Raw genomic sequence first — 17,716 nt, 5'->3', positions numbered from 1 at the left:
GTTTCGACACAAAACCCGATGCGTATCAAAAAACTAATATTAACAAAATATACACAATGTGATGCTTTCGGCCTGAAAAAAAACGGGTTCGATATAAATCAGGCGAGAAATATTGTTGCGTCAATACTTGGGGGAGAGAAAGGGGAAAGAGGAAAAGCAGGGGCTCTTCGGAGCAGGTTAACATCCCCTGCTCCGAAGCAAAGCCAGAAAAGTTACTCTTTAGCTTTTGATACCGCAACCATCGCCGGGCGCAGCAGGCGACCGTTCAGGGTATAACCTTTCTGCATGACCAGCATCACCTGATTAGGCTCGTGATCGGCAGATTCCATCATTGTCATCGCCTGATGGATTTCCGGGTTGAACGGGACATTCACATCCGCCACGACTTCAATCCCGAATTTATGCACGGCAGACAGCAAAGATTTCAGCGTCAGTTCGACCCCTTCGATCATGGCTGTCAGCGCATCGTTGGACTTGTCTGCTGTTTCCAGCGCACGCTCTAAATTATCAATTACCGGCAACATTTCGCCGGCGAATTTTTCCAGCGCGAACTTATGCGCTTTTTCGACATCCAGCTCCGCACGGCGGCGAATATTTTCGCTTTCGGCGCGAGAGCGCAGCACGCTTTCGCGCTCACGCTGCTCTAATTCGCTTAGTTGCGCTTCCAGTTCGGCGATACGTTCATCACGGGGATCAGCCGCTTCTGGCGTCTCAACAGAGGCGTCTGCTGCTTTCTTTTGATCCTGGACCTGTTCGTCCGGCGACTTCTGTTCTTTACTACTCATGAAATACTCCGCGGTTTTGGCATTCATCTCGCTTGTTCGCTTATTATGGGGATCAAAACGGGGGTTTCAAGGGAACCCTGACATATTGCTCGGCTGAAACGCGGAACGCCCTCTTCCCGTAAGGATTAACCGCCCAATGAATAAAACATTTAACTGCATCGGTATCGTCGGTCATCCACGGCATCCTTCCGCCCTGGCCACACACGAAATGCTCTATAAATGGCTAACCGATAAAGGTTATTCCGTAATCCTCGAGCAACAAATAGCCCAGGAACTGAACCTCACTGAGGCCGTCACCGGCAGTCTGGCGGAAGTTGGACAGCAGGCCGACCTCGCCGTCGTGGTCGGCGGGGACGGCAACATGCTCGGTGCCGCGCGCGTGCTGTCCCGCTACGACATCAGCGTCATCGGCGTCAACAGAGGAAATCTCGGCTTTTTAACCGACCTCGACCCGGATCATGCCCAGCAACAGCTGAGTGACGTCCTCGCCGGGCGCTATATTCGCGAAAGTCGGTTTATGCTGGAAGCTCAGGTGTGCCGGGCCAACCACATGAACAGCAGCAGCAGCGCCATCAACGAAGTCGTCCTCCATCCTGGCAAAGTCGCCACATGATCGAGTTTGAAGTCTACATCGACGACAGTTTTGCCTTTTCACAGCGTTCAGACGGGTTGATTATCTCGACGCCCACTGGCTCCACCGCCTATTCCCTTTCCGGCGGCGGCCCGATCTTGAGCCCATCGCTGGACGCCATCGCGCTGGTGCCGATGTTCCCTCATACGCTCTCCGCTCGGCCGCTCGTGATCAGCAACGACAGCACCATAAGACTTAAATTCTCCCAGATTACCAACGACTTAGAGATCAGTTGCGATAGCCAGATCGCGCTTCCTATTCAGGAAGGCGAAGAGGTCTTAATTCGCCGCAGCCCTCACCATCTCAATCTTATCCACCCTGAAAATTACAATTATTTCAATACGCTGAGCAGTAAATTAGGTTGGTCGAAAAAATTATTTTAATAAGTCAACCTAACGGCTTTACTGTATAAAAAACCAGTTTATACTGTATGCATTAACACTTGTTTTTACATACAGGAAAAACATCATGCTGGCTCAACTCACTATCAGTAACTTCGCTATCGTGCGCGAACTGGAGATTGATTTTCAGACAGGTATGAGCGTCATTACCGGAGAGACCGGGGCAGGTAAATCCATCGCGATTGATGCCTTGGGCCTTTGCCTCGGGAATCGCGCCGACGCCAGCATGGTTCGGCCCGGCGCGGCGCGCGCGGACATCTGCGCGCGGTTTTCCCTGGCAGATACGCCAGCCGCACTTGAGTGGCTGGAGCTTAATCAGTTGGATGACAGCAACGAATGTCTTCTCCGCCGGGTAGTCGGAGCTGATGGGCGTTCTCGCGGGTTTATCAACGGGACTGCCGTGCCGCTTTCCCAACTTCGTGAATTGGGTCAGCATTTGATTCAACTGCACGGTCAGCACGCCCATCAGCTGCTGCTGAAACCTGAACATCAGCGTTACCTGCTGGACGCTTATGCGGACGAACCGCAGCTACTGTCTGCGATGCGAGAATCTTGCCGTCAGTGGCACCATAGCTGCCGAGAGCTTGCTCGCCACCAGCAGGCCGCGATTGAGCGAGAGGCCCGACGCGAGCTGCTGCAGTACCAATTGAAAGAATTGAACGAATTTATGCCTCAGGCCGGCGAATACGAACAGATCGACGCCGAGTACAAACGTCTAGCCAACAGCGGGCAGTTACAGTCTCTGAGCCAACAAACCTTGCAGATCCTCAGCGAAGGGGAAGAGCAGAACCTGCTCGGAATGTTACACAGCGCTCGTCAGACCCTGACCGAACTGGTTGGGCTGGACGAATCGTTGTCTGGCATTCTGTCTTTACTCGACGAAGCCACATTCAAATTAGCGAAGCCAGCGATGAGTTGCGTCACTACAGCGACCGAATGGAGCTTGATCCTGTCCGCCTGTATGAACTGGAGCAGCGGCTGTCCCGCCAGCTGTCGTTGTCTCGGAAACACCATGTCACGCCGGAAGAGCTGCCTGTGTTTTATCAGCAACTGCTAAACGAGCAACAGCTGTTGGAGCAGCAGGAAAGCGATCACGAGACCTTAAGTCAGGCTGTACACGAATATCATCAGGAGGCATTGCATGTCGCTGAACAGCTGCATACTCGGCGCTGCCAGCATGCGGAAGCACTCTCCCAGTTAATTACCGAGAACATGCGCGAACTGGCAATGCCACACGGCGATTTCTCCATTCACGTCACCTTCGCGACCGAGCACCTCAACATGACGGGGGCCGACCAGATCGAGTTTCGCGTCACAACCAACCCAGGACAGCCACACCAACAATTAGCGAAGGTCGCATCAGGCGGGGAACTGTCACGTATCGCGTTAATTCTGCAAGTCATCACGGCACAGAAAATGGATACGCCGGCACTTATTTTCGATGAGGTGGATGTGGGAATTAGCGGTCCGACCGCGGCGATTGTAGGCAAAATGCTGCGCCAACTCGGCGAGTCCACGCAGGTGATGTGCGTAACCCATCTACCGCAGGTCGCTGGTTGCGGACACCATCATTACTTCGTCAGCAAGCAGACTGACGGTGCAGAAACTGAGACGCTGATGGAGCCTCTCGGCAAACGAGCTCGCCTTCAGGAATTGGCCCGCCTGCTAGGGGGAAGCGCCGTGACCAAGAATACGCTGGCGAATGCCAAAGAGTTATTGGCCGCATAAAAACGTTCAACTTTTTCGGGTTCCTGAGGTCTTACATGGGCCTTGCCGGTTTTCAAGACAGGCAAGGTCTATTATCATCGGCAACCTATGCCCTTAAGGAATGAACTCACTATGCGCTGTAAAACGCTGACTGTCATCGCCGCCGTAGTCGCTGTTATGTTGACCGCCGGATGCTCCACGCTGGAGAAGGTGGTTTATCGCCCGGATATCAATCAGGGGAACTACTTAGCTCCGGCTGACGTCGCCAAGATCCATAATGGTATGACAAAACAACAGGTTGCTTATTCTCTGGGAACACCGATGTTACAGGACCCGTTTGGTAGCGATACATGGTTCTATGTATTCCGCCAGCAACCCGGTCACGAAGCCGTAAAACAGCAGACTCTGACGCTGAATTTCAACAGCCAAGGCATCCTTACCAGCATCGATAATAAGCCAGCGCTGAACTAATCGGCGAGTGTTGTCGGATAGGCTCAAAGCTACTGAGTTGAAGCCGAAGACGCCTGAAAAGCCTTCCTCTCGGGAAAAGCTTTTCAGGTCGAATCGAATTATGGCAACGAGCGATACGGATACATCACTGAACGGGAGACGCACAGTATGTCTATTCGGGGGGCGTCATGCAGTAGATGTCGGGAATAACGATTAAGTAAGTCGGTGGCTGTCGCATCTTTGATGCTACGCCTCGTAAAACCGCCACCTTTCTGTTTTCCCTTTTATGGGGACTTTTCTGGCAAACTGCCTTGAGTTCGTTAGCGAGATGGCACACGTCTAGCGTTTACTTTTTGAGTGTTCAGCCCGTTGTCGGCGCAACTCTTTGGGATCGGCAGTCAAGGGGCGATAAATTTCAACGCGATCGCCTTCCTGCAGCTTTTGATCCAGTTTGACCGGGCGGCTAAAAATACCAATTTTATTGATATTGAGATCTATCTCTGGACGCAATGTCAGTAAACCCGACGCTTTGATTGCCTGCTCCACTGTACTACCCTCATTGAGCCCCAGCGTACGAAGAAACTGGCGCTCCGGCAGCGCGTAAACCACCTCAACCCGCATCTCAGGCACTGTAAACCTCTTTGGCTCGTTCTGTGAAAGCCTGGACCATATTATTCGCTAACTCTTTAAATACTTTGCCGAAAGCAAGTTCAATCAACGCATTTTTGAACTCAAAATCCAAGTCGAGTTCAACTTTGCAGGCCTCTTCACTCAGCGGGGTAAACCGCCAATCACCCTTTAATTGCCGAAACGGACCGTCAACCAGCCGCATTGAGATAGACTGGTTATCTGTCAGCGTATTTCGTGTTGTAAAGGTTTTACTAATGCCAGCTTTGGAAACATCAACCGCCGCGGTCATTCCCTCCGAAGAGGTAGATAAAACTCGGCTTCCTGTACATCCCGGTAAAAAAGCAGGGTAAGAAGGAACATCATTAACGAGTTTAAACATTTGCTCGGCACTGTAGGGGACTAACGCAGAGCGATTGATTTTGGGCATACCATTTTCCAAGAGTAACAAAATGCGCAAAATAATAGCATTTTCGGTCTTCAGATAAAAACGCCGGGAAAGTTGCCCCAAGGCAGAACACAATGTCACTCTACACTTTGGCGGGGATTTCATTCCCTTAGACATCCAGTATAATGACGGCACTATGAAAAAGAAAAAAGCGTACAAACCCGGTTCCGCTACCATTGCGCAAAACAAGCGTGCTCGCCATGAGTACTTCATCGAAGAAGAATTTGAAGCTGGCCTTGAACTGCAAGGTTGGGAAGTCAAATCTCTGCGAGCGGGCAAAGCCAATATCAGCGACAGCTATGTGACCCTAAGAGACGGCGAAGCCTTCCTCTTTGGCGCCACGATTACCCCGCTCAACGTTGCGTCTTCGCATGTTGTATGTGACCCCACTCGCACGCGCAAACTGTTACTCAACAAACGCGAGATAGAATCGCTCATCGGCCGAATCAGCCGTGAGGGTTATACCGTCGTCGCATTGTCGATGTATTGGAAAAATGCCTGGAGCAAAGTCAAAATCGGCGTAGCGAAAGGGAAACGAGATCACGACAAGCGCGACGATATCAAAGAACGTGAGTGGAAATTAGACAAAGCCCGTATCATGAAGAGCGCAAACCGCTAAGCGGGTGGCTTAAGTCCGGTAAGTTCTGGTATACTGGCGAAAGTTTCTTGGGGCTGATTCTGGATTCGACGGGATTTGCAAAGCCCAAGGTGCATGCCGAGGGGCGGTTGGCCTCGTAAAAAGCCGCAAAAAAATAGTCGCAAACGACGAAAACTACGCTGTAGCAGCTTAATACCCTGCGTATAGCCCTCTCTCCCTAGCCTCCGCTCTTAGGACGGGGATCAAGAGAGGTCAAACCTAAAAAGAGATCGCGTGGATGCCTTGCCTGGGGTTGAAGCGTTAAATCTAATCAGGCTAGTTTGTTAGTAGCGTGTCTGTCCGCAGCTACCAGGCGAATGTAAAGACTAGACTAAGCATGTAGTACCGACGGTAGAGTAATTCCGGACGGGGGTTCAAATCCCCCCAGCTCCACCAATTTAGACACCGGTTATTACCAGATAAGGCCGGTGAAGTACGAAAAGCCCGCATGGCACAAGCCCCGCGGGCTTTTTTGTGCCAGATGGACGCAGTGCGGTTATGTAGCTTTCACAACGTTAGTGCCCCTCACAACACATCCCCAAGCAAGTTTTGCGAGAGCAAACTAAGAAAACACCCCCTGAATAATTAACCGAACTATTCGCATTTAACTCACCGTTTTTGAGCGTGATGAGCTAACATTCCAACATCCAATTTACCCCAATTTTATGGATTTCCGATGCGTCGTCTGGTTGCTTTATTGCCCCTTATCGTGATGCTGCAAGCGTGTAGCAGCAAGCCAGCCTCTTCCCTCCCTTCAGACACTATGCTGAAACCGTCAGGCGGTTTTTTTCGCTCTTCATCCGCGGGCTTTCAGAGCGGAGACTTCGCAAACAATCCAGACGTCGATCGCTTCGTGGATCACATGGTGAAAGAGTACGGATTCGAGCGTGAAAACCTGCACCGCGTCCTGGGACAGGCGCAACGGCTGGATGGTGTGATCCGGCTGATGGATCGACAGGCGCCCTCGCCGACCTCCGCGATCCCGTCCAACATCCCCAACGGCGCCTGGCTGCGTTATCGCAAGAAATTTATTACGCCGGACAACGTGCAAAATGGCGTTATGTTCTGGAACCAATACGAAGATGCATTGAATCGCGCATGGCAGACCTATGGCGTGCCGCCGGAAATCATCGTGGGGATTATTGGCGTGGAAACCCGCTGGGGCCGCATCATGGGGAAAACCCGTATTTTGGATGCGTTGGCAACACTCTCCTTCGCCTATCCGCGTCGCGCCGCCTATTTCAAAGGCGAGCTGGAGCAATTTCTGTTGATGGCGCGGAAAGATGGTTTTGACCCGCTGACGCTGCGGGGTTCTTACGCCGGCGCTATGGGATACGGGCAATTCATGCCCTCCGCCTTTAAACGCTATGCGGTAGATTTTAATGGCGATGGCATCCCCAATCTTTGGGACCCCGTCGACGCCATCGGCAGCGTCGCCAACTACTTCAAAGCCCACGGCTGGGTACGCAACGGACAGGTGGCCGTCTCCGCGAATGGTCAGGCGTTGAGTCTGGATACCGGCTTTAATACCCGCTATTCGGTAAGAACCCTGTCGGCCGCCGGCCTGTCTCCGCTCGAACCGCTCATCGGTAACCAGGAAGTTAGCCTATTGCGTTTGGATATGGGGAATCGCTATCAGTATTGGTACGGGCAGCCCAACTTCTACACCATCACCCGCTATAACCACAGCACCCATTACGCGATGGTGGTCTGGCAGTTGGGCGAAGAGGTGAAAATAGCCCGGCGAGCTCAGCAGTGACGGCATCTTTACCGACGTGAGAGGCGGATGGACTGACGGGGAGTTAGGCGCTTAGGCGATAGTTTCTTCGCTTGCAACGTAAAATCGAATTTCCCGGAATGATTCCCTTGCGCCTGGTGCCGTTGGCTGTTTTAGTGAGCACTATCGATCAAGGCTGGGGCAAAGACCTCGCATAACGGAAAGAGTGATATGACTAAGATTCGAGTTGGCGTCGTGTTCGGTGGTAAATCGGCAGAACACGAAGTTTCGCTGCAGTCCGCCAAAAACATCGTGGAAACCATTGATAAGGATAGATTCGACGTCGTTCTGCTGGGTATCGACAAGCAGGGCGAGTGGCACATTAATGATGCCTCCAATTATCTGCTGAATGCAGAAAACCCGGTGAAAATAGCCCTTAACCGTTCAAGCCAGCATGTCGCGCTGATCCCCGGTCAGGTCGACCGCCAGTTAATCGATACGAAAAATGCAGATGCCCTGTCCCAGATCGACGTGATCTTCCCGATCGTTCACGGCACGTTGGGCGAAGATGGTTCTCTGCAGGGACTGCTGCGGATGGCGAATATACCGTTCGTCGGCAGCGGCGTACTGGGCTCGGCGGTCAGCATGGATAAAGACGTGACCAAGCGACTGTTACGAGACGCCGGGCTGCTGGTCGCGCCGTTTGTTACTCTCACCCGCGCTAACCGTCGTCGATTCGACTTCACCACAATCACCGCCAAGCTGGGTCTGCCGCTGTTTATCAAACCGGCCAACCAAGGCTCTTCCGTCGGCGTCAGCAAAGTCAAAGACGAGGCGTCATTTAAACGCGCGGTCGATCTGGCGTTCAGTTATGACCACAAGGTGCTGGTAGAGTCCGCGATTGTCGGCCGTGAAATCGAATGCGCCGTACTGGGCAATGATTTTCCGCAGGCCAGCGTGTGCGGCGAGATCGTGCTGCACGACGAGTTCTACTCTTACGATACCAAATACATTGATAAAGACGGTGCCGGCGTCGCAATCCCGGCTCCCCTGCCGGAAGTGACCGACGAGCGTATTCGCGCCGTTGCGTTGCGCGCTTTCCAGACGCTGGAGTGTCAGGGGATGGCGCGGGTCGATGTCTTCCTGACGCAGGATGACGAGATCGTTATCAACGAAGTCAACACGCTGCCCGGTTTCACCAATATCAGTATGTACCCGAAGTTGTGGCAGGCGAGCGGTATTAGTTATACCGCATTAATTACTCAGCTGATTGAGCTAGCGCTGGAGCGCTACAAGCAGGATAACGCCCTGCAAAGCTCAGTGCGCGACTGACGCTCAATGGTCATCGGGCAAGGCGTCAGAAGTCTTGCCCGGTTCGCCTTCCATTCTCTCAATCTCCGGATTTACCTCGAACGCGCTTTCCTCCTTATATCCTCACTATTCACGACGCATCGAGCGGCGGTTATTCCGCCAGCGCATCATCTTGCCCCAGCGCAGCCTCCCCAGCAGCGACTCTCAGATAAAAGGCGACCCATTCATGTCGCTGCAGCTCGGCGATATACAGATTCTGACTGCCCAGTAGCTGAAATCCGCTTTTTAGCAGCACCTTGCCTGACGCAATATTGCCGTCTTTGTGGCAACCATACAGCCGGTCCAAACCGAGTTGCTGAAACGCGAACTGACATATCGCCAGACAGGCTTCCGTACCATATCCGTGCCCCCAATACTCCGTCCCTAACCAGTATCCGACCTCCGGGTAATGGCTATCCAGCGCCGACAACGAAATCGCGCCCACGATCTCGCCGCCCTGTCGCAGACACAGGGCAAACGTCACGCTTTTTCCGCTTAGCCAGTTATCCTGTAGAGAAGCAATCCATGATGAAATTCGGGACTGCGGGCAAGGATAAGGAATATGCACGGCCATAGCGGCAATGCGCGGGTCGCTTTCCAGCAGTGCGAACAACGCGACTACGTCCGAATCCCGCAGCGGTCGCAGCGCCAGACGCGGTGTGTCAATGATCGGCTGCTGCCGCTTTTCTTTTGTCATAACGCCCACCTTACGCGCGGTCCCCGCAGAAATGAACGGGGTAATGAGGATTCAGTGGCGGCGCAGGAAAAAACAGTTCCCGTATTCGTCGCGAGGATGAACGTTTTCGCCGGACCTGTTATGATCGAAAACGATTCGTCTTGCTGTAACAAAATGGCTACATTTTGGCTTCAGCTTGAAGTGAACAGATTTTTAAGACAACTCCGCGCACAAACGGCTGTATAACGATCAGTCTCAGCGGTGATAAAACCCGCCCCACAAGGTAATTCGCTCAGCAATTGAAGGTTAAGTCATGATCACCACCGACGGTAATAACGCAGTCGCATCCGTGGCCTGGCGAGCTAATGAAGTTATCGCCATTTACCCCATTACGCCCAGTTCGACCATGGCGGAGCAGGCCGCAGCCTGGTCTAGCGAAGGCCGCCGCAACCTGTGGGGAGACACGCCGCGCGTGATGGAAATGCAGTCGGAAGCCGGCGCCATCGCGACCGTGCACGGCGCGCTGCAAACCGGGGCCCTGGCGACCTCGTTTACATCGTCCCAGGGACTGTTGTTGATGATCCCGACGCTGTACAAACTGGCCGGGCAGCTCACGCCCTTCGTCCTGCACGTGGCCGCCCGTACCGTAGCCACCCACGCGTTGTCCATTTTCTGCGATCATTCGGATGTGATGGCCGTTCGTCAAACCGGCTGCGCTATGCTGTGCGCCAGCAACGTTCAGGAAGCGCAGGACTTCGCGCTGATCTCTCAGATGGCCAGTCTGAACAGCCGCTTGCCTTTTATCCATTTCTTTGATGGTTTCCGCACCTCGCATGAAATCAATAAGATCGAGCCGCTCAGCGATGAACACATTCTGCAACTGCTGCCGCAGAAGTCGATTGATGAGCATCGTGAGCGAGCGCTCACACCTGAGCGTCCCGTCATTCGCGGGACCGCGTCCAACCCGGATACCTTCTTCCAGGCGCGTGAAGCCACCAATACCTGGTACAACGATGCCTATCAGCATGTTGAACAGGCGATGAATGACTTCGCCGCCGCGACCGGTCGTCAGTACCACCCGTTTGAGTACTACGGGCATCCGGAAGCGACCCGCATCATCATCCTGATGGGGTCCGGCGTCGGCACCAGCGAAGAAGTCATTGATACACTGCTGACCCGTGGCGAAAAAGTCGGTGTGGTGAAAGTGCGTCTGTACCGCCCGTTCTCCGCCCAGCATCTGCTGGATGTCATCCCGCAGACCGCGCAGAACATTGCCGTACTGGATCGCACCAAAGAGCCGGGCGCGCTGGCGGAGCCGCTGTATCTGGATGTCATGACCGCGGTGGCCGAGGCTTTCTCTCGAGGTGAGCGCCCACTCATGCCCCGCGTGATCGGCGGCCGTTACGGCCTGTCATCCAAAGAATTTACGCCGCAATGCGTCGAGGCCATATTTAAGGAGTTAGCGCTTGCCAACCCGCGACCGCGCTTCACGGTAGGTATCTATGACGATGTAACGCATTTGTCTCTGCCGCTGTCCGACCTGCCAATGCCGACGCAGGCGTCGCACGAAGCGCTGTTCTACGGTTTGGGCAGCGACGGCACCGTCTCCGCCACCAAAAACTCTATCAAAATCGTCGGTAATTCCACGCCGATGTTCGTGCAAGGCTACTTCGTGTATGACTCGAAGAAAGCCGGCAGCCTGACCGTATCGCACATGCGCGTCGGCCCGACGCCCATCAACTCGGCATATCTTATCGAGCAGGCCGACTTCGTGGCCTGTCACCAGTGGCAGTTCATTGATAAATACAGCATGGTCGAACGCCTGAAACCGGGCGGGGTTTTCCTGATTAACACGCCTTATAGCAGCGAAGACCTGTGGCATCGACTGCCACAGGAAGTTCAGGCGGGATTGAATCAGCGCCAGGCGCGCGTCTATTGCATCAACGCCGCCAAGATCGCACGTGATTGCCAACTGGGTGCGCGTATCAATACCGTCATGCAGATGGCCTTCTTCCACCTGTCGCAAATTTTGCCGGGTGAAGATGCGCGGGAGAAACTGCGCGCCGCCATCAACAGCAGCTACGGCAGCAAGGGTGTAGAGCTGGTTGAACGTAACTGGCGCGCGCTGGACGCCACGCTGGAAGCGCTGGAGGCCGTGCCGCTGGAGCAGGTCAACCCGAGCAGCCCGCAGCGCCCGCCGGTCGTCTCCGACGCCGCGCCCGACTTCGTCAAGACCGTGACCGCCGCCATGCTGGCCGGATTGGGCGATACCCTGCCCGTCTCCGCGCTACCGCCGGACGGCACCTGGCCGACGGGCACTACCCGTTGGGAAAAGCGCAACATCGCGGAAGAGATCCCGCTGTGGAAACCCGACCTGTGCACCCAGTGCAACCATTGCGTCGCTGCCTGCCCGCACGCCGCCATCCGAGCCAAAGTCGTACCGGCGGAGGAGATGGATGCCGCGCCAGCGTCACTGCAGTCGCTGGACGTGAAGGCTCGCGACATGCGTGGACAGAAATACGTATTGCAGGTCGCGCCTGAAGACTGCACCGGCTGTAACCTGTGCGTGGAAGTCTGCCCGGCGAAAGATCGTCAGAATCCAGAGATCAAGGCCATCAACATGAAGCCGCGTCTGGAACACGTCGAGGAAGAGAAGGCACATTACGACTTCTTCCTGAATCTGCCGGAAATCGACCGCAACAAGTTGGAGCGTATCGACATTCGTACGTCTCAGCTGATTACCCCGCTGTTTGAATACTCCGGCGCCTGCTCCGGCTGCGGCGAAACGCCTTATATCAAGATACTGACCCAGCTGTACGGCGACCGGTTGCTGATCGCCAACGCCACGGGGTGTTCGTCGATTTACGGCGGCAACCTGCCAACGACGCCGTGGACGACCGACGCCAACGGCCGCGGTCCGGCATGGGCCAACTCCCTGTTCGAAGACAACGCCGAATTTGGTCTGGGCTTCCGCCTGAGCGTGGATCATCATCGTCAGCGCGCTCAGCGCCTGCTGAACCAGCTGGCGCCTCAGTTGCCGACGGAACTGGTCGCGTCTCTGCTGGAAGAAAACATCAAAACCGACGACCGTCGCCGGCAGATTGAGCAGCTACGCGAACAGCTTGCGTCACTGACGAGCCATGAAGCGCGGCAGTTGTCGGAAGAAGCCGATCATCTGGTCGATAAATCCATTTGGCTGATTGGGGGCGATGGCTGGGCTTATGATATCGGCTACGGCGGTCTGGACCACGTGATGAGCTTGTCGGAAAACGTTAACGTTCTGGTGCTGGATACGCAGTGCTACTCCAACACCGGCGGCCAGCAGTCCAAAGCGACGCCGCTGGGTGCGGTGACCAAGTTTGGCGAGAACGGCAAACGCAAGGCGCGGAAAGATCTCGGCATCAACGTCATGATGTACGGTCACGTCTACGTCGCGCAGATCTCGCTGGGCGCTCAGCTCAACCAGACGATGAAAGCGATTCAGGAAGCGGAAGCCTGGCCGGGTCCGTCACTGATTATCGCCTACAGCCCATGTGAAGAGCACGGCTACGATCTGGCGTTCAGTCACGATCAGATGCGTCAGTTGACGGCGACCGGCTTCTGGCCGCTGTACCGCTTCGACCCACGCCGCAGCGCGGAAGGCAAACCTGCGCTGATGACGGACTCTCGTCCGCCGTCCGCCAGCCTGAGCGAAACGCTGCTTAAGGAACAACGGTTCCGCCGCCTGAATACGCAGATGCCGGAGGAAACGGCCGTGCTATATGAAGAAGCCGAGCTGGATCTGCGTCGTCGCTATGACTTCCTGAATCTGATGGCTGGCAAGGCCGAGAAGAACACTCAGGAGTAACAGTCGCCGCGGCTACATCCACGCCCTGCGCCGCACTTCGGCGCAGGGCGTTTTTTATGGTGACGCACACTTATATGAGCAGCGGCCGACGTACTGGTATCCCCGTCAGAAAGACGGCCCCGGCACTTTTTCGTGCCAAAAATGAGAAACCGCGTGGATGGGCTTCAAAAAATGTGATTAGTTACACATGTTGTTTCCCAATTAAGACGATCTGCCCATATAATGCGCACAGGTCTCTATTGACCCCAATAACCATTTCCGCCGGTATGGCTTCACACTCAATTAAGATCCCAACATGAGTATTCGTGCGATTCTGACGTTCGTTTTGGCTGCTGCCTGCTTTAGCCAGGCAGCCCTGGCCGTAGTCTATCCTCTGCCTGCCGGTAAAAGTCGGTTGGTGGGTGAAAACATTCACTTTACTATCCCTAGCGATAGCACCCAGCCTCTAGAGCATTTTGCCGCCCAGTTCCAGATGGGGTTGAGCAATATGATGGAAGCAAATCCGGGGATCGATGTTTACCTGCCCAAACCCGGCAGCGATATCGTCATCCCGCAGCAGTTGATTCTCCCTGATACGCCGCGTCAGGGCATTGTGATCAACAGCGCTGAAATGCGTCTGTATTACTACCCGAAAGGCACAAATACCGTCGTAGTCCTGCCGATCGGCATCGGCGAATTAGGCAAAGACACCCCGATTAACTGGGTCACCTCGGTACAGCGCAAGAAAGATGGCCCGACATGGACGCCGACCGCCGCTATGCATGCCGAATACGCCGCTCGCGGCGAGACGCTGCCTGCGGTCTACCCGGCCGGTCCGGATAACCCGATGGGCCTGTATGCGCTGTACGTCGGACGCCTGTATGCCATTCACGGCACCAATGCCAACTTCGGCATAGGCCTGCGCGTCAGCCACGGCTGTGTGCGTCTGCGTGCCGACGATATCAAGTACCTGTTCGATCATGTGCCGGTCGGCACTCGCGTGCAGTTCATCAATGAACCGGTAAAAGCAACGACGGAGCCTGATGGATCCCGCTATCTCGAGGTTCACCACCCTCTGTCGCGCACCGTGGAAGAATTCAACGCCGACACACCGGTGCCGCTGACGCTGACGCCTGCCGTGACCAATATTCTGACTGATGCCAGCGTGAACGAAAGTACGGTTAATCAGGTGATTCACGATCGCCTCGGCATTCCGCTCAAGGTTAACGGCCCGGCCAATGACCCGGCAGCGCCGCAGAGTACTGCGCCGGTCGAACCGCAGACCGCACAGCAGCCCGCACCGGAAGCGAACACGCCCGCTGCGCCAGAGACCACTCAACCGGAAGCTCAGCCGCAGTCTGATACCGCACAGCCGGAAACGACGGCGCCCGAAGCCACAGCTGCGCCGGAAGAAACCGACACCGCGACACCACCTTCAGAGACTCCCAGCCAGTCTTGAGTTCTTCGACAGGGCGGCGCTCGGCCGCCCTTCTTTCGATTTCCATCCCGCCTCTCCGACGCTTTCCGTATACGCCAATCTGACCCGACTTGCGCAACAGACCGTCGTCATGGGACGAGCATAAAAATTGCTTCTCACAAAGAACGGCAAAACGCTAACGACAGTTAGATCAACGCAGCTTGCTTCAGCTCGCTTTTCAGATAGGCGTAATAAATTGGCGCGGCGATCACGCCGGATAAACCAAAAGCGGCCTCAAACACCAGCATCGCCAGCAAAATCTCCCAGGCGTGGGCTTTGATTCTCGTCCCGACGATCTGTGCGTTAAGAAAATATTCCAGCTTGTGGATCAACATGAGATACAGAAGTGCGATCAGCGCCGTCGGCAGCGAGATGGAAAGTGCGGAGATGAAAACCATCGCGTTGGAGATCAAATTCCCGACCACCGGCAGCAGGCCGAAAACAAACGTCAGCACAACCAGCGTTTTTGAAAACGGCAGGTGGATCCCGAAAACCGGCAGAATGCCCAGTATAAAAATGGCGGACAGGATCGTATTCACCAGCGAGATTTTCACCTGCGCGAAGACGATGTTGCGGAACGAAGCCGACAGCAAAGCGATACGATTCAACAGCTCCATTTTGAGCAACGGCTTGTCCACACGATGATCGACGTTATACAGCGAAATGATTGCCCCCAGGATCATGCCTATCAGCATCGTCACGAAGCCGTGCAGGAAGCTTTTCCCCAAGTTCTGCAAAATCGCCACGTGCTGTTGTAGCCACTGGATCACCTCTTGCTGGAGGTCTTCAACGCTGACCGGCAGATAACCTGGCAAAAAAGTCATAATCTGGGATTGCACATCACCCAGAATGTAGGCGATACGCGCGTTGAAAACACGGGTGTCCCTCATCTCCTGCATTAATAGCCCCACCAGCGCAGCAAATGTGACGCTGAGCAAGCTGACGACCAGCGCGCTGATCACCGCGACAACCGCCAAGCGAGCGCGCTTGCCGCTGATGACCTTCTGAAAATGGGGCGTGAGCAGGTTGATGATTTCGTACACCAGAAAACCGGCGATAAAACAAGCCAGTAAACGCAGCTGTATCAACAGCAGCAATCCTCCCATGATAAAGACAAAACTTAACAATCGGGCTTGTTTTAAATTCAACAACTGCATGATGGCATCCTGTGTCCGTAATGCTGCGTCAAGGCATCGCCTCCCTCTGTTCACTGATACAGAGAATTCCTGAGAAAGAGCGATGAACTGACAATGAAAGGCTGTTTCTGCAATTATTCTTAGCGTTTTACCTCAGAAACACCAGCGGCAATTTGCCGCCGCGCCTTGTCCAACGCCGGATCGAGGCTAACCACACCGCCAACGCGAGAGACGTCTGCGCTGACTCTCCTCACCCTCACCTTACCCTGACCGGTAAACCGCCATACTAAGCCAACCGGATAATTAATATCACCGATGATATTAGGGTTATTTGTTATTAGGTGAAGCGATCAATTCATTAAAATATCAATCCATTTTTATACGCTGTAATAACAGAATGACATCTTGCGGAATCATTTGACTCAATAATTGAAGACATGCCTTCGCTAACTTGATGAATAATAGAGAGGCAGGGAGAAATCAGCTCAGAAAACATTATGCAGGACACAGACGATAACGAATAAGAACGTTAGAGATAAGTAAATATTATTTATGAGACACGCCATGAAATGTACGGAAGGCAGTGTGCTCAATTCCCTCTACTTGCTTATTAAGTTCTCTAATTAGAATAAAATTTTCATAAAAGTAAGGTATAAACTTCCCAAAGGGCCAACGACAGCGATACAAGACGTATATCTGTCGTTCCCAAGAAAAATACTGCGGGGTGTCTGAGTCAGGAAGCCAAACCCGGCTTCAGGAACACACCGCCATGATTAAGGATGATCAGCGACAACACGCGGTTTTCCACATTCAGCTTGGAAAAGGTCAGCGTGCTTATCGGCTTTTTCATAAAGCCGTCCGCCAGCAGTTCACAGCTGACATGCGTGCTCAGCATATGCTTATCGGCGATAAAGTCCTGGAAGGCAAACCGCACATTGATAGGCAGTATTTCGTGTATCGACGCCGGATTGCTGGCATTCGGACGCAAGCCAAAATGGGCGTTAAATGCAGAATTGGCGCAGAGAACCTTGCATTGTTCGTCGATAATGGCGACCGCCCGGCGGTCATTATGGATCGGTGTACTCAATATACCGATGATGTCATTCCGCCCAAATATGAGACTCATTGTTTCCTCTGCTCTATATCAAGCTGTATAGAAAATGATAAAGCCAGGCACCAGTTCGGCCAGACAGAGATGGTCCCCCTGATGATGGCAATCCTCGCCCCGTCAGAAAAATTTCTGACAAATGAAAAACCAACCGTGCCAAAAATAGCATTAAGCCTTTGAATGATGTAGAACGACTTCTACCATTTATTCTTTGTGCTTATTTATAATAAATTAACGAATTGTTTCTAAGCTATTCCTTAAAAGAATACTTATATGTTTGTTACTAAGGCGAGTTGAATATAGCTATCTTGATCATCGCTGAAGTCTTTTCTTTAGGCCCCTGCCCGACGTACCGAATATACGCCACATTCCTCTAACTCGAACCGTTCATAAATCAAGACTGCGGCACTATACCTCAATTCGTTTGGATGTAATCGGCCAAATAAGCGCGATCTTTACGCCATTTGATCGCATACACCGATCAAATTCCTGTTAAGAATAGTTCAAATCAATGATTGTTAGGCAATGTAGCTTTCTAATTACGGGAGGTAAAAAATCGTCTTTATATTCAATAAAATGTGATGTTAGTCACTATTTTTGAATCCTTTTAAACTTCGTATTTTCCATTGGCATCGGTCTATTTTGCCATCTGGAAACATTACCCAGACTTGAGTAATCCGTGATCGTCCGCGCAAAAACCAAACAAACTCACACCTCAAAATGCATTTAACCTTTTATTG

At 53.4% G+C, this 17,716-nt stretch carries 12 protein-coding genes, 1 other RNA gene and 2 pseudogenes; 9 read left to right on the top strand and 6 right to left on the bottom strand.

Going from position 1 to position 17,716, the window contains the following annotated elements:
* Nucleotides 1-212 precede the first annotated feature (212 nt).
* Nucleotides 213-785, bottom strand: a complete 573-nt coding sequence (gene grpE, locus AU511_RS05685; RefSeq protein WP_094100288.1) for a nucleotide exchange factor GrpE — start codon at nucleotides 783-785, stop codon at nucleotides 213-215.
* Nucleotides 786-921: 136 nt separating this feature from the next.
* Between grpE and nadK the strand changes: the two are divergent.
* The 3 genes and pseudogenes from nadK (at nucleotide 922) to bamE (ending at nucleotide 3,995) form a co-directional block, all read left to right on the top strand.
* A pseudogene (gene nadK / locus AU511_RS05680) lies at nucleotides 922-1,799 on the top strand (NAD(+) kinase).
* An 85-nt stretch (nucleotides 1,800-1,884) separates the two neighbouring features.
* A pseudogene (gene recN / locus AU511_RS05675) lies at nucleotides 1,885-3,545 on the top strand (DNA repair protein RecN).
* Between the two features lie 111 nt (nucleotides 3,546-3,656).
* Complete coding sequence (gene bamE / locus AU511_RS05670) at nucleotides 3,657-3,995, top strand: outer membrane protein assembly factor BamE (protein ID WP_026738635.1); 339 nt, start codon at nucleotides 3,657-3,659, stop codon at nucleotides 3,993-3,995.
* Nucleotides 3,996-4,313: 318 nt separating this feature from the next.
* On the opposite strand, the gene AU511_RS05665 is transcribed toward bamE, so the two are convergent.
* Entirely contained in the window at nucleotides 4,314-4,604 is a 291-nt protein-coding gene (locus tag AU511_RS05665; RefSeq protein ID WP_094109065.1) for an RnfH family protein, read from the bottom strand.
* On the bottom strand, nucleotides 4,597-5,031 hold the full coding sequence (locus tag AU511_RS05660; RefSeq protein WP_205756430.1) for a type II toxin-antitoxin system RatA family toxin: 435 nt from the start codon (nucleotides 5,029-5,031) through the stop codon (nucleotides 4,597-4,599). The genes AU511_RS05665 and AU511_RS05660 overlap by 8 nt, the downstream gene beginning before the upstream one ends.
* Before the next feature lie 154 nt (nucleotides 5,032-5,185).
* Here AU511_RS05660 and smpB point away from each other — a divergent pair, with 154 nt between their 5' ends.
* From smpB to ddlA, 4 genes are all read left to right on the top strand, one after another.
* Nucleotides 5,186-5,668, top strand: a complete 483-nt coding sequence (smpB, locus tag AU511_RS05655; protein ID WP_094100260.1) for an SsrA-binding protein SmpB — start codon at nucleotides 5,186-5,188, stop codon at nucleotides 5,666-5,668.
* A gap of 49 nt (nucleotides 5,669-5,717) precedes the next feature.
* Nucleotides 5,718-6,082: a transfer-messenger RNA gene (gene ssrA / locus AU511_RS05650) on the top strand.
* 280 nt (nucleotides 6,083-6,362) lie between these two features.
* On the top strand, nucleotides 6,363-7,445 hold the full coding sequence (gene mltB, locus AU511_RS05645) for a lytic murein transglycosylase B (protein WP_094109063.1): 1,083 nt from the start codon (nucleotides 6,363-6,365) through the stop codon (nucleotides 7,443-7,445).
* Between the two features lie 189 nt (nucleotides 7,446-7,634).
* Nucleotides 7,635-8,735 carry a D-alanine--D-alanine ligase gene (ddlA, locus tag AU511_RS05640; protein ID WP_094109062.1) on the top strand — a complete coding sequence of 367 codons (1,101 nt, stop codon included), beginning with the start codon at nucleotides 7,635-7,637 and terminating at the stop codon, nucleotides 8,733-8,735.
* A 130-nt stretch (nucleotides 8,736-8,865) separates the two neighbouring features.
* Here ddlA and AU511_RS05635 read toward each other — a convergent pair whose 3' ends face one another.
* Complete coding sequence (locus AU511_RS05635; protein ID WP_094109061.1) at nucleotides 8,866-9,450, bottom strand: GNAT family N-acetyltransferase; 585 nt, start codon at nucleotides 9,448-9,450, stop codon at nucleotides 8,866-8,868.
* Between the two features lie 292 nt (nucleotides 9,451-9,742).
* Here AU511_RS05635 and nifJ point away from each other — a divergent pair, with 292 nt between their 5' ends.
* Nucleotides 9,743-13,276: a pyruvate:ferredoxin (flavodoxin) oxidoreductase gene (gene nifJ / locus AU511_RS05630; RefSeq protein WP_094109060.1), complete on the top strand. Its 3,534-nt coding sequence runs from the start codon at nucleotides 9,743-9,745 to the stop codon at nucleotides 13,274-13,276.
* 295 nt (nucleotides 13,277-13,571) lie between these two features.
* Entirely contained in the window at nucleotides 13,572-14,714 is a 1,143-nt protein-coding gene (locus AU511_RS05625; RefSeq protein ID WP_094109059.1) for a L,D-transpeptidase family protein, read from the top strand.
* Between the two features lie 164 nt (nucleotides 14,715-14,878).
* Here AU511_RS05625 and AU511_RS05620 read toward each other — a convergent pair whose 3' ends face one another.
* Complete coding sequence (locus tag AU511_RS05620) at nucleotides 14,879-15,889, bottom strand: AI-2E family transporter (protein WP_094109058.1); 1,011 nt, start codon at nucleotides 15,887-15,889, stop codon at nucleotides 14,879-14,881.
* Nucleotides 15,890-16,601: 712 nt separating this feature from the next.
* Entirely contained in the window at nucleotides 16,602-16,994 is a 393-nt protein-coding gene (locus tag AU511_RS05615) for a transcriptional regulator (RefSeq protein ID WP_094100267.1), read from the bottom strand.
* Nucleotides 16,995-17,716 lie beyond the last annotated feature (722 nt).

The organism is Lonsdalea iberica, assembly GCF_002111585.1.
In the GTDB taxonomy this organism is placed as follows: Bacteria; Pseudomonadota; Gammaproteobacteria; order Enterobacterales; family Enterobacteriaceae; genus Lonsdalea; species Lonsdalea iberica.
Note: the sequence above shows the minus strand (reverse complement) of the source record. Positions and strands in the feature narration are given on the sequence as shown.

Coding starts and splice junctions, on each gene's coding strand:
- AU511_RS05620 (WP_094109058.1), bottom strand. CDS start 15,889: ATGCAGTTGTTGAATTTAAAACAAGCCCGATTGTTAAGTTTTGTCTTT.
- smpB (WP_094100260.1), top strand. CDS start 5,186: ATGAAAAAGAAAAAAGCGTACAAACCCGGTTCCGCTACCATTGCGCAA.
- grpE (WP_094100288.1), bottom strand. CDS start 785: ATGAGTAGTAAAGAACAGAAGTCGCCGGACGAACAGGTCCAGGATCAA.
- mltB (WP_094109063.1), top strand. CDS start 6,363: ATGCGTCGTCTGGTTGCTTTATTGCCCCTTATCGTGATGCTGCAAGCG.
- ddlA (WP_094109062.1), top strand. CDS start 7,635: ATGACTAAGATTCGAGTTGGCGTCGTGTTCGGTGGTAAATCGGCAGAA.
- AU511_RS05615 (WP_094100267.1), bottom strand. CDS start 16,994: ATGAGTCTCATATTTGGGCGGAATGACATCATCGGTATATTGAGTACA.
- nifJ (WP_094109060.1), top strand. CDS start 9,743: ATGATCACCACCGACGGTAATAACGCAGTCGCATCCGTGGCCTGGCGA.
- bamE (WP_026738635.1), top strand. CDS start 3,657: ATGCGCTGTAAAACGCTGACTGTCATCGCCGCCGTAGTCGCTGTTATG.
- AU511_RS05625 (WP_094109059.1), top strand. CDS start 13,572: ATGAGTATTCGTGCGATTCTGACGTTCGTTTTGGCTGCTGCCTGCTTT.
- AU511_RS05635 (WP_094109061.1), bottom strand. CDS start 9,450: ATGACAAAAGAAAAGCGGCAGCAGCCGATCATTGACACACCGCGTCTG.
- AU511_RS05660 (WP_205756430.1), bottom strand. CDS start 5,031: ATGCCCAAAATCAATCGCTCTGCGTTAGTCCCCTACAGTGCCGAGCAA.